Source organism: Spongiimicrobium salis, from assembly GCF_043678055.1.
GTDB lineage: Bacteria > Bacteroidota > Bacteroidia > Flavobacteriales > Flavobacteriaceae > Spongiimicrobium > Spongiimicrobium salis.
Map to the genome: position 1 here is coordinate 1,298,270 of NZ_JBHEQA010000001.1, position 13,908 is coordinate 1,312,177.

Annotated in this window: 3 protein-coding genes; 2 read left to right on the forward strand and 1 reads right to left on the reverse strand. The window is 46.9% G+C overall.

Features of this window, described 5'->3' with window-relative positions; genetic code table 11:
* Positions 1 to 289: 289 nt before the first annotated feature.
* Complete coding sequence (locus ACEXOE_RS05875; protein ID WP_394747809.1) at positions 290 to 1,363, reverse strand: PA0069 family radical SAM protein; 1,074 nt, start codon at positions 1,361 to 1,363, stop codon at positions 290 to 292.
* 859 nt (positions 1,364 to 2,222) lie between these two features.
* Between ACEXOE_RS05875 and ACEXOE_RS05880 the strand changes: the two genes are divergently transcribed.
* Positions 2,223 to 7,001 (forward strand): hypothetical protein, encoded by a 4,779-nt coding sequence (locus ACEXOE_RS05880; protein WP_394747810.1) that lies wholly within the window; start codon positions 2,223 to 2,225, stop codon positions 6,999 to 7,001.
* 12 nt (positions 7,002 to 7,013) lie between these two features.
* On the forward strand, positions 7,014 to 13,907 hold the full coding sequence (locus ACEXOE_RS05885; protein WP_394747811.1) for a fibronectin type III domain-containing protein: 6,894 nt from the start codon (positions 7,014 to 7,016) through the stop codon (positions 13,905 to 13,907).
* The last annotated feature ends 1 nt before the right edge of the window (position 13,908 follow it).

The window sequence follows — 13,908 nt, forward strand, 5'->3', positions numbered from 1 at the left end:
AAAAATGTATCGAGAAGTCCGTGCAATTGAATAGCTGTCAGGTCGAGCGCAGTCGAGACCTCTTCAGATGTCATCATATAAAAACTTCTCGACTGCGCTCGAAGAGACAAAAACCGTCTTGCTCATCCCTCACACCCAATCCCTCATACCTAAAAAACACCCCTAAGGTCCCCTCAAGGGGACAATCTGTAAATGCAATGCTAGGTCACTTCAAGGTTTTTTTAGATGAACACAGTGAAGCTAAAAATGTATCGAGAAGCTTTTGCAACTTCATAGCACAAAACCTACTTCAAAACAATCGCATTTGTCCATCTTTATACGCCTCATGTAAATCGCAATTTAATTTGGGAAAATGCCTGTCCTTAAAATAAGTCTGTTTAGCCAAACGCATCATCGCATGCAGGTGTTCCGCTATTTTACCATCCCCTCTAAGTCTACTCCCAAAGCGACTGTCATTCAATTGTCCCCCGTGGCATGCTTCAATCTGATGCAACACCTTATCTGCCTTATCCGGTAATGTTTTTTTTATCCAATCTGTAAAGATATGTCCAATGGCGCCATTGAGTCGTACAATGGTAAAGGCCAAAGATACCGCCCCTTCTTCTGCCACTGTCTTGGCCAAGGGCAACACTTCATGACTATTGATACCGGGAATGATCGGGGCCAACATCGCATTTACCGGAATATCATGTTCAGATAAGGTTTTTATAGTTTCCAGGCGTTTTTTAATTGTTGTGGTGCGGGGTTCTAGAATTCTCCTGGTTTTTTCGGACAGGGAAGTGACCGAGATATTCACACCTACCAAGCCAAAATTGCCCAGCTCTTTCAGAATATCCAAATCGCGCAGCACTAATGCATTTTTAGTAATAATCCCAACCGGATGTCGGTATTTCAAAAAAACTTCCAGACAAGCTCTTGTAATTTTAAACTGCTGTTCCGCAGGCTGATAGCAATCTGTATTTCCAGATAGCACAATTGTATTGGCTTTCCACCGCTTACTCTTCAGTTTTTCCTCCAATAGTTTCGGGGCATCCTTTTTAATCAGAATACGGCGTTCAAAATCCAACCCCGCACTATAACCCCAATATTCATGGGTATTGCGGGCATAGCAATAAATACAGCCGTGTTCACAGCCTTGATACGGATTCATGGAGTAGGGCATTCCGATATCCGGACTGGTCACTTTGTTGACAATAGTCTTGGGAAAAATTGGGATATATTGCGTCCTATTGCTCTCTGCCAATTCCCCTTCTACCCTACAATACTCCAAAAAATCATCCCGGGCTTCATGCAGGTGTTGTAGAAATTTATTTGGGGTATTTTCCTGGGCTCCCCGACCTTTGATATAGTGTTCTTTTTTCATTTATTGGATTTATTCCAAATATATGGATTATATCCAATAGATATTATTTGTTTTATTGAAATTTGGAGAATTTAACTTGTCTTATTTTTTCAGGATTCAACGGTATACCCAATCTCTGGCATCTAATCCCTCATACCTCAAAAAAATACTCCTAAAGTCCACTCAAGGGGACAATACCTTAAAACGAAAGTCATAGTCAGTTCGAGTGATTTCTTTTTCTAAAAGAGAAAAAGAAATTGTATCGAGAACCCAAGTCTCTTTCTGCTAAAAAGTTCTCGATACATTTGATTTTCGGATATGCCATCCAAAAATCAAACACTCGAACTGACATCTGTAGCTCAGCGAAGTTTACAATCTACTTTTTATCATCCCTTGAAAACATCTACCTTGCATCTCCAAGATAGGTCTCGACTGCGCCTACTTGCCGTCAGGCAGGCTCGACCTGACACCTCGCTCTGCGAAGTTTGCAACTTCGCAGCATAAACCTCATCCCTGAAAAAGCATCGGCCTAATTTCTATAGTTAAGTTGTTTACTAACAGATAATTAAGAGTATTTTTTATATGTAATGAGCAATAAGATTACAATAGCTTAAGGATAAAATAATCTTTTATATAAAATATACTGCATTTGTATCGAATTTTTACTTAATTTTGTAAACAACCAAACCATAAAGCTCATGATGCGATATCGATTCTCCATCTTCTGAGTCCCCTTCCGGACCATATCAGAAAGATTCCCGTTACAGTATGACATTTCCCCAGAACCCATCCAACCTGCTCCTTAAGGGAAGTTCCCTCCTTCCTCCCTATGGTCAGTTTTTGCCTTTTGGCAAGCAAAATCTTATAAAATAGTAACACTATGCGAAAAAAAATCTATCCGTTCCTATCCTTTCTACTTCTTTTTTTGGGCACTTCTAAAGTCACTGCCCAAGAATTGCCCAATATTGTTCCCTTATCTCCCGAGGTAGGGAGCATTGCCAAATTCACAGAAGTCCCTGTATCCCATTATACAGGGGTCCCAAATATCAGTATCCCCATTACCTCTTTAAAAGGAAGAACCCTAGAAGTTCCCGTAAGCTTGAGTTATCATGCTGGGGGTCATAAAGTAGAAGAGATTGCTTCCTGGATAGGTTTGGGGTGGAATTTAAACGTTGGTGGTCAAATCTCAAGGACCGTGAGGCAGATAGGGGACGATAGTAGGGATGGTTACTTGTTTAGTGATGTCTTGGTCACAGATCTACCAGGCATGACCTATGACGAACTCAACATTATCCTTTCTAACGCTGCAACATTGAACCGCCCCGATCTTGCTCCAGATGAGTTCAATTTTAGTTTTATGGGATATTCCGGCAGGTATTACTTTAACCAGAACCGATCTGCGAACAACCCTTATGGGGAACTCGTACAATTTCCCAAAAGCGATTTGAAGATAGAGCCCATTTTTTCCGGTTATACCATTATACAATGGAAAATAACTACTCCCGATGGAACAGAATATCTATTCGGGGGAGTCAATGCATACGACACTGTAGACTCTTCCCGGTCGTATACAAGTGATACCCAGAGTATACCACAACCCACAACCGAGAATCCTACAAATCTTGACCATATCACCTCCTGGAAATTGATCCGCATAAAAAGTATTGCCAACGATATCATCACCTTTCATTATGAATCCATAAACTATGATACCTGCAGTCCTTTCCAGGAAACATTTCTTACAACAAGGGGTTTACAACTTTCACAATCTAAGACCACCGGGACCAACAGCAAAATAAGTGAAATCCGTTCCGCCAATGGAACGATTAGGTTCAACAGGGAATTTACAAAAAGGGAAGATCTGAATTATGACCATGCCCTAAAGAGTATTGTTTTAAGTGACAACACTGGAAATCTCATCGATCGAATAGAACTGGTCCATAGTTATTTCCAAAGTGAGCGCCCAACGCAAGTGTACCAATTATGTGATGGGACCAGTACCCACACGGACAGTAACGGAAACTATCCCTACAACGAGGAGATCAGTAAACGCTTGAAATTGGAGGAAGTCCGCTTTTTAGGCAACCAACCTTCCTTAACAGATAATTACAGCTATAAACTGGAATACAATACCACGGCCTTGCCCCATAGATTATCAAAATCACAAGATTATTGGGGGTACTACAACGGAGAGGACAATGCTTACCTCATTCCGAGCATGCCTTATAGAGTAGGTCCCGGAATAAATTATTACGAGGGAGCGAACAGGCAAATAAAACCACAGTATACCCAAGCCAATATGTTAACAAAAATCATCTATCCCGAAGGTGGATTTACCACTTTTGGCTATGAGAACAATGCGGTGGATGAAACCTTCAACTATCCAGGCAGCAGTATTATCTCCGAACCAACGATACCCGGCAGTTTTGGCCTACTTTCCAGTCGGGATGCCTCCTCAAATTGTAACAACAACCAGGTCATTAATGGGGATTTCACCATACCGGACGAGGTTCAAGGCCTAATTTCTGCTACTTCATCCTCCAGCATCTTCGAAAATGGGGATTCTGACCTGCCCATAGATGGACAAGAAATATACTTTAGGATAAAAAAATGTAATTCTCTGAACGGTTCCTCTACCTGCACCTATAGCGATACAGAAATAACCTATGTTCCCATTGGCCATGATAGAAGTTTTGAATTGTCCCCGGGAAAATATCGCTTGGAAATTGTAATCGATGTGCCATCCGGTGTCTGTCCCGAAAACGAGGATATCAGGGTGGATCTGTCATGGAACTACCGAACGTTCCTCGACAAGAAACTGATCGGGGGCCTCAGGATAAAATCCATTACAAACTATGATAATACAGGACTACAGGCCACTAAAAGGAGCTATGCATATCGCAACGAAACGAACAAGGAATCAGGGTGGATCGCCAGTGTCCCCGTCTTTAAAAACGACCTGGTCATAGAGAGTCAAGGTGGCGGCCCTATTCTGACCGAGAAATTACATTCAAATCATTATATTCCTTTTATCACCACACAAAATAACAATGTAGGCTATACCTATGTGACAGAAACCATAGAGGGAGATGATACGGAAACCGATCCCGATCAGAAAAAAACCTATGAATACAGTTATTTAGGTTTTACTACCTCCTATCCCGGAGCGCCCGTTTATGGAGAATGGTTGAATGGCAGAGCCACCAAACAATCGTTTTTAGAGGCCGACGTTGCCAATAGCTCTCCTTTGGCTCCGGCCTATCGGGTAAAAAGAGAGCAAAGCAATGAATACAACTACCTTTTTGGAGCCCAATCGGGAAGCTTATTCAATGTCACTTCCGATATGGTCCTAGGCTTTGATATCTACTTTAGGCCCACGGAATTGATCTCAAATTCCGTACAGGGTATCTTAGGGCAAATGTACTCTTTGGTCAATGGGGCTACCGTGACAAACAATACGATTGAGAAAGAACTTTTTTACGGACAGAATAATGATACCATAGCGTACCTGAGAGAAACCACATACAGTTATAGGGACCTTTATCCTCATCTTTTCCCTATTCTTATGAACGAAAAAAATAGCGAGGGCAAGGAAACGGAAACTCGCTACTATTATCCAGGGGATACGGAGATAGCTTCCTATCCTTATGTAAATGAACTGATCGATCAACATAGGATTTCCCAGCCCGTTCGCACAGAAGTAACCGTTACGAAAAATGGGGCTCAATTGTCCAAAACCGATCTTCGTACCATTTTTAGGGATTGGGGAGATAATATTCTTCTGCCCGAAAAAGTGCAGACCCAAAAAGGAACAGATATTTTGGAGACCCGTATAGAATATCACGACTATGATAGTTTGGGCAATCCTTTGGAAGTTTCCAAGACCGGTGGGGCCCATATCGTATACCTCTGGGGATACAACAAACAATATCCCATTGCTAAAATAGAGAATGCCACTTTTTCCGAAGTAGCAGCGGCCTTGGGTGTTAGCGAAACGGTACTGAAAAACTATGACCATACCCATATAAATGCCATAAACGGACTCAGACAAAGTTTTCCAAAGGCTATGGTAACCACGTACCAGTATGAGCCTTTGATCGGGGTTAGCTCCATGACCGACCCTAGTGGTTATACCATGTCCTATGAATATGATGGCTTCAATAGGCTACGACGGACAAGGGACGGACAAAACTTGGTAGAAAAGGAATATTTCTACCATTATAAAGGAGAACCTGTTACCCATAGTGAGTTGGTCAGTAGTGGTATCACTTCTGAAAATCTACTTTTTACCGGGGAAACGGGGCATTACGTCATTAGCGCCAGTGGAGGTTCCGGAAACTACAGTTATACGTGGACCTTTGAGCATAACAGCGCCCCTACCCTCACAGCCACCGGGGCTTCGGTCAACCAAATCTTAGGAGCTCCCTACAAGGGCAAGGTCCAGGTAAGCTGTACCATTCGTGATCTGGATACGGGCATAGAGCGCGTAAGTGTTCGGGAAGTGGATCTGTATACCAGGATTCCTGGGGGTGCGGTCCTTACAAATACCGACCATATCAATATAGGATCTACCGAATATAGCTTTAGTGTAGCACCACAAGAAGGATCCGGCAACTTCTCCTATAGTTGGAGCATCACCCCTTTTGAGGGTACGCCACCACCACCTATAGTTGGAGGCCCAACCTATTCCCGTAGTTTTGATACCAGTTTTGAGGGTAAAATTGTCGGCATCCATTGCGATATCACCGATCTTGTCACCGGACAGGGGATACGGTATGAAAAATTCTTAATTGCCTATGCCCCACTGTCCTTAGGGAATATTCTGTCCAATGTGGATGCCGTGGAAGGAAATGGGGCATTCACATTTTCTGTGAACGCCACCGGGGGGTCGCAGGACTACACCTATGATTGGCATTTCGATGGGGTTACCGATATTAGCCTGAACAATGCCGGACCTTCCGTATCCCCAGTGCTCGGAGCAGCCCACTATGGTCCTATGCACATTAGTGTTACCGCCACGGATAATCTCACTGGAGCCACAGATACCTCTGTGCACCCGATTCAGATAGTACAACCGCTTTTAGGTGGGATGCTCTCTTCCATACCGGCTTCCATCCAAGCGAATACCAATGTCAACCTCCTACAAAACTTTACAACAGACCCTAGCGGAGGGTCAGAACCTTATTCCTATCTATGGAAGATTACCAGACCCAATGGACAACTATTGGCAAGTTTTGCCAGAACACTGCCCAGTGTATCCCTAATCATAACCCCAAACATGCAGGGAGAGATCAGGGTATTCTGCACCGTAACAGATAATCATGGCTTCACGGCAAACTCCAATACCCTTGCTGCAACCGTAACTACTGGCACCAATGGCGGACCAGGTATTTCGGGCTTTCAATCTAACCAACAGACCATTTCAGGCAACACGAGCACATTGTCCATAACACCCACAATGGACAGTACCGTTTCCGGTCTCAGTTGTGCTTGGTATGTGGACTATGGTGACGGCAATGGTTTTGTGGAAACCGCTGTAGATCCTACGCTTTCCCTATCGCTCCCTTGTGGGGAGAGTGCCCAGGTAAAATGTATCGTTACCGATTCCGGGGGGGGCACCAGCGAACATACACAAACCATAACATCCACCTGTAATTAAGACCAGCACCCTATGAAAACCTTATATACCACCATCCTCGCCCTATTATTGATCGCTCCGGCCATATTGGCCCATACGAAAGATGAAACCCTGCAGACGGCTGCAGGAACCTACCAATTGATCAATTCAACGACCGACCTTCCCGTACAGGATCTTGTGGACGGCAGTACCATAAACCTGCTCCAAACGGGAACCCAACTCAACATACGGGCCATCCCTTCATCACACATCGGGGCCGTGGAGAGTGTCCGCTTCACTTCTACGGGTTTCTCCAAAACGGAAAGTGCAGCGCCCTATGCTTACCAAGGGGATCTTAATGGGGATTATTACAATTGGCAGCCCAATGTAGGGACCTTGGTCATTACGGTAAAATACTATAGTGCCGATGGTGCCTCTGGCAGTCTCTTGGGAGAAGACCAAATCAGCTTGCACTTCTCGGATCAGGGCGATACCACCGCACCTTCCGCACCAAACGGCCTTTCTTCGGGTACCATTACCGATAGCTCCGTACAATTGTCCTGGAACGCGGCCAGCGATGATACGGCCGTGACCGGGTATATCGTAAAACAGAACGGGAGCACGCTGGCCAATCTAGGAAATGTGACTACCTACACGGCCATTGGCCTCACGCCCAGTACTTCATATGATTTTACGGTAAGTGCCCTAGATGCTGCCAATAATGAAGGGCTTCCCAGCAATCTGCTCACGGTGGCCACCACAGCTACCCCAGATACCCAAGCGCCCACCGCTGTTACCCTATCCTTGGCCGGCACCAGTACCAGCAGTATTTCCCTGTCCTGGAATGCGGCCACGGATAATGCCGGAGTCTCGGGCTACCGTATCTATGATGGTACGGGAAATGTGCTCATTAGTTTGGGCAATGTGCTTTCCCATACTCTGGGCAACCTGTCCCCGGGAACAGCCTACACCTATGCAGTGAGCGCCGTGGACGCAGCCGGCAATATCGGTACCATTAGTAATCAGGTCAGTGCTTCAACGGGCACGATATCCACTACCTATGGCACTTATGAGCTCATAGGTTCCACAGATAATACGGTCCGGAGCCTATTCTTGGGCGGAAGCACCTATAATTTGGACATCGTTGGGGATTCCCTGAATATTAGGGCCATTCCTCCACAAGGGTCGGGAGTCATGAGCGTAAAATTTGTTTCTGCGGATGATAATCACTCCCGTACGGAAAGTACCGCGCCCTATGCCTATTTTGGGGATTTTGCCGACCAGTATTATCACTGGCACCCGCCTTATTTGGACGCTCCCATGGACATTACCATCTTCTACTATAGTGGCCCCAGTGCTACGGGAACTGTTTTGGGCAGGGACGATCTTAGCGTCACTTTTGTAGATATCGCGGATCTGGAAGCGCCTTCCATGGTTAGCGGAATCTCGGCATCAAACATCACCGACTCCAGTATTCGCCTGGATTGGCTCCCTTCCACGGATGATAGGGCCGTAACCGCATATACGATCTATGACGGGAATGCACTGCTCGCCACGACCACCATTCCCGGGCATACCCTGAACGGCCTTGCTCCCGGCAGTCTGCACCATATTACCATTAGAGCCCTTGATGCCTCTGGAAAAAGCAGTCCCTCCAGTACAGTCCTACAAGTGAGCACCACGGATAGTGTTTCTCCTACCATTCCAACAGGGCTGGCAGCAAGCATTGTTTCGCCCAACGCCATAGACCTGTCCTGGAATGCTGCTACCGATAATGTGGCCGTGACCACATACCTCTTGTCCATTAACAATGCTGCTCCCATTGCCTTGGGGGACTTGACCACCCATTCCCTGAACGGTCTGGATCCGGGAACTTCCTATGATTTTAAGATAGCAGCCAGGGATGGCGCAGGCAACCAGAGTTCATATAGCCTCTCCATACAACTAAATACCCCTGCGACCACCAATACTTTTGCTACCTATACCCTCATCAATTCGGCTACGGACCAAGAGATTATGGAACTCTTTGATGGGCAGGCCATCGATCTTAACGGGACGGGACGGGCACTCAATATCGATGCCGTTCCTGTAGACCCCACTAATGTGGGCAGTGTACGCTTTTCTTCTTCGGATGGCTATACGGCAGTAGAGACCAATGCGCCTTATGCCTATGCCTATAATATTGGCCCGGATTTTCAGGATTGGGAACCGCCTTTGGGGTCGCTCAGTTTTACCGTAGAATACTATACCGGGTCTGGGGCGACGGGAAGTCTTATCGGCACAGATCAATTTACCCTTACTTTTACGGAAGGTGCGGATATTGAAAACCCCACTCCGGTACAATTGAGTTTTGGGGCGGCTACAGCGAATAGCATCCCCATTTCCTGGAGTACCTCACAGGACAATGTAGGCATCGCAGGCTATCGCCTCTTTCAGAACGGACAACTGCTGAGCGGTGGTCCGCTAGGTCCTACAATAACCTCCTATACGGCTACCGGGCTAGAAGCGGATACCAATTATAATTATGTGGTACGTGCCTTTGACGCCGCGGGCAACCAGAGTGATGGGCAGACCTTTACGGCCCGTACGGCCATGGCCACGGGGAATCCTCCTCCCAGCATACCTACAGGTATCAGTGGATCTCCCGGCCCGGGATCGGCCTATACCTTGAACTGGACCCCATCTACGGACAATGATCTGGCCGGCTATTACATTTATACGGATGGCCTGCCCACCATCACCGTGGGGGTGGATGATACCTATACGATTATGGGGCTCAACGATTTTGCTTCCTATACCTTTAGGGTCAGTGCCTTTGACGCTGCGGGCAATGAAAGCGGGCTCAGTGTGCCCCATCAGGGGATTGCCGGTGACGGTACGCCCCCGAGCACGGGAAGCCTTTCGGTAGACCAAAGGGGAGAGACTCACATTTCGATTTCTCTCAATGGTTTTAGCGATAATTCGGGAAGTATCGATAAATACCTGGTTTTTGTCAATGGTGTACAATCCATGGAACTTCAGGGAACTGCGAGCAACTTTATCTTGAACGGACTCATTTTAGGGAATTCATATGCTATTTTTGTCCGGGCCTCCGATGCTTCCGGAAATAGTTCCCAGACTCCTGTAATCAATGTGACCACCCAAACCAGTACCGATACCGACTCGCCTGCGGCGCCAAGTCTTTCCTTGGTCAATAGGGATTTTGAGAGCATTGCCGTTTCCTGGGACGTTCCTCTTGATGTGAGCGGAATAGCTGCCTATAGGCTCTTTTTAGAGGATGTGTTTACTGCCGAACTTTCCGGAGATCAGACCCAATTTACCTTTACCGGGCTACTGCAACAGGAATCTTATGGCATCAAAATCGTTGCCGTGGACGGGGCCGACAATGCCAGCCTCAAGAGCACAGAACTTAGGATAGAGACCACCATTGCCCCTGGCTATCAAAGTGTAGATCTTACGGACGAAAACTATGTCTATACCCGTACCTTTCAGGTGGGGAAGGCGGACCATAGTACCATTGCCCGGGAAAAAGATGTGATCGAGGACATTGTTTATGTGGATGGCCTTGGCCGAAACAGGCAACAAATTGCCATCAAGCAATCCTTCGATAACAAAGATATCATCATTCCTATGGAGTACGACAGCTTTGGAAGGCAGATCAAAGAATACCTCCCCTATGAGGGCGGGGCCCAATATGGGGGGCTTCGGGATCAGGCCGTAGCAAAATTAGGTGTCGACAGCTACTATACCGGCCGATATACGGACGATCTTGGAAATACGCCCAATACCTATAGTGAAATACAGTACGAAGCTTCTTCTTTGAATAGGCCCATCAAACAGGCCGCTCCAGGGGAATCCTGGAAGATGGGCTCCGGCCATGAGATCGAATTTTCGTATCGCACCAATACTGCAGGAGAAGTACTCAATTTTGAGGTGGACCTTTCGGCCGGTGCTGAAAATCCGGTCTTGGAAACCAATGCCGTGCCCTATGTGGTCGGTGATCTTTCCAAAACCATTACCTATGATGAAAACCATACGCCCTCTTCCGGCAAGGACCATAGTACGGAGGAGTTTACGGACAAGCGCGGACGGGTGGTATTGAAAAGGACCTATAACGAGCAGGAGCCCCACGATACCTATTATGTCTATGACGATTTCAACAACCTCACTTTTGTACTGCCCCCCAAGGTGGACACCTCCGATGGGGTATCCGCTCTGGAGCTCTCCGAACTCTGCTACCAGTACCGTTACGACCATCGCAACCGTCTGGTGGAGAAGAAGATCCCCGGGAAAGAGTGGGAATATATTGTCTATAACATTCTGGACCAGCCCATCCTCACCCAGGACCCCAACCTTGAGGCCCAGGGCCGATGGCTCTTTACCAAATACGACGCCTTTGGGCGGGTGGCCTATACCGGCTTCTATGACAATGCGGGCAGTAGGGAAGTGGTACAGACCGCAGCCGATGCCGTTGCCGCTACCTTCGAGGAAAAGACCGATACCAGTTTTGAGACCCTGGGGGGCACCAAGGTGAACTATACCAATACGACCTTCCCCACTACTGGGATCAGCGAACTGCTCACCATCAGCTATTATGACAACTATAGTTTTGAGGGGAGTCCCGGCCTGCCCGCTTCCAACGGTCTGGGTACTTCTTTGTTGACTGCGCCCACAACACAGGGATTGCCCACCGCCTCTTTGGTGAAGGTATTGGGTACCGATCAGTGGGCCGTTACCGTCACGGGTTACGATGAAAAAAGGCGTCCTGTCTATGTCAGGAGCCACAACCCCTATCTGGATGCCCTCGATATCGTGGACTCCAAACTGGACTTTCTGGGAAGGGCCGAACAAGTGAAGAGCGTCCACATCAAGGATGGGAACGACCCCATAGAGACCCTGGACACCTTTACCTATGACAATAGCGGCAGGGTGCTCTCCCAGGTACAGGACCTGGGCGGCAAGCGGGAGTCTATCGTACAGAACGAATACGACCCCATGGGCCTCCTCGTCCACAAGGAAGTGGGCGGAAGCCCGACCAACTCCCTACAGAGCGTGGATCTCACCTATAACCTCAGGGGATGGCTCACCGGGATCAATGCGCCCGACCTTGTCACCAACTCCACGGGAGGCAACAGGCTCTTCGCCTTTGCCATACATTACGACAAGAGTGCCAATGGCAGTACGCCCCTCTTCAACGGCAATATCGGGAGCACCGAATGGCGTACAAAGAACAGCTCCAAAAAGAGAAGGTATTACCGCTACAGCTATGACGCCCTCAACAGGCTCAAGACCGCCATTACCGACTCCTGGCGCTATAACCTGGGAAGCAGCAGCGTGCCCGTATCCTATGACAAGAACGGCAATATCCTTAGGCTCTACAGAAGGGGCCATACCTCGGACAACCCCGTGGACAGCCAAAACCTGGGCTATGGAATCATGGACGATCTGAACTATACCTATGATACCGGGAACAAACTGCTCCGTGTCACCGATACCAGGGACAAGGACTACGGCTTTATCGATGGGAACATTGTAGGGGACGACTATGAATACGACCTTAATGGGAACCTCACCCTTGATAGGAACAAGGGCATCACCGCGATTACCTACAACCATCTGAACCTGCCCACCCAAGTTTCGGTGAACGGGAACGAAAATGTGGGAAATATCTCCTATATTTACATGGCCGACGGGACCAAGATCGAAAAGATCGTCAACAATCAGGACCCGGCGGGAAGTTCTTTGACCGCCACGGAATACTGTGGCAACTATGTATATGAACGAACGGGCAGCGCCGCCGCAGACCTTAAGTTCTTTAACCATCCGGAAGGGTATATCGAGCCCGATGGCCAGGGGGGCTATGACTATATCTACCAGTACAAAGATCATCTGGGGAACATCCGCCTCTCCTATGCCGATGACAACGGAAACGGGGCCATCGAAACCGGTTCCTCCTATACGGAGATTCGGGAGGAGAACAATTACTATCCCTTCGGACTAAAGCACAAAGGGTACAATAACAACCAGAACGGCAGGGACCATAAATTTGAGTATAACGGTATCGAGCTGGAGGAGTCACTGGGCTTGAATCTTATGGAAATGCCGCTCAGATTGTTCGACCCAGCAATCGCGAGATGGTCCGTTATAGACCCCGTCACTCATCACTGGCAGTCCACTTATGGAGGTTTTGATAACAATCCAATATTCTGGGCAGATCCGAGCGGAGCATCGGTTACCAGAAACGATGACGGATCCGTTACGATTGATGGAGATAATGCCGCACAGGCTTTTATCAATCTGAGAAATGCCTTTGGAGAAGATTCCGATTCAGAAGGTGATGATACCGACCCAAAAAAGAAAAAAAACAAGCATAATCGTAGAGTTGTTCACCAAGATCCAGGGAGTATAGACAATTTTGATGGTTACACAAATGAAGGAGACGATAGTTCCCCTCCATTATCTGAACTTTCAGAAGAAGAAAGAGCAAGACGAAATAGTTTGTTTATAACTATAGTTACCTTACCCGCCGATGCAACTGGACTATCTTCATTGGGAAAAGCTGTTTTAAGAAGAGTTGTTGCAAGGCGATTTATAAAACAAACATTTAAGTCAGGCACTCGAAAAGTTCTATTGCAACAGGGAGTTCGCTATTTTGATGACGGTATAAAAGGCCTTGAACACTTTACCAAACATGGAAATAGTGTTATGAATGCTCTAAGTAAAAAATCATATAGTTTTACTCAATATTTAGATGATGCCAATCATGTTCTTAATAAAGGTACTTTTGTTCCTGAATTGAATGGTTATGTTAAGCTTATTGGAGGAAAAGGAAGTGCAAAATTTGGGTTTGTAGGATTAAATAGAACTACTGGGGGCATAACAACATTCCATCTTAAAACGGCAAAAGAACTAGCCAAAAAAGCTCCTAGTTTAGGAATTGGATTATAAT

What these genes read in the sequence shown, in the direction of transcription:
- ACEXOE_RS05875 (WP_394747809.1), bottom strand. Translation starts at nt 1,363, where the DNA reads ATGAAAAAAGAACACTATATCAAAGGTCGGGGAGCCCAGGAAAATACC.
- ACEXOE_RS05880 (WP_394747810.1), top strand. Translation starts at nt 2,223, where the DNA reads ATGCGAAAAAAAATCTATCCGTTCCTATCCTTTCTACTTCTTTTTTTG.
- ACEXOE_RS05885 (WP_394747811.1), top strand. Translation starts at nt 7,014, where the DNA reads ATGAAAACCTTATATACCACCATCCTCGCCCTATTATTGATCGCTCCG.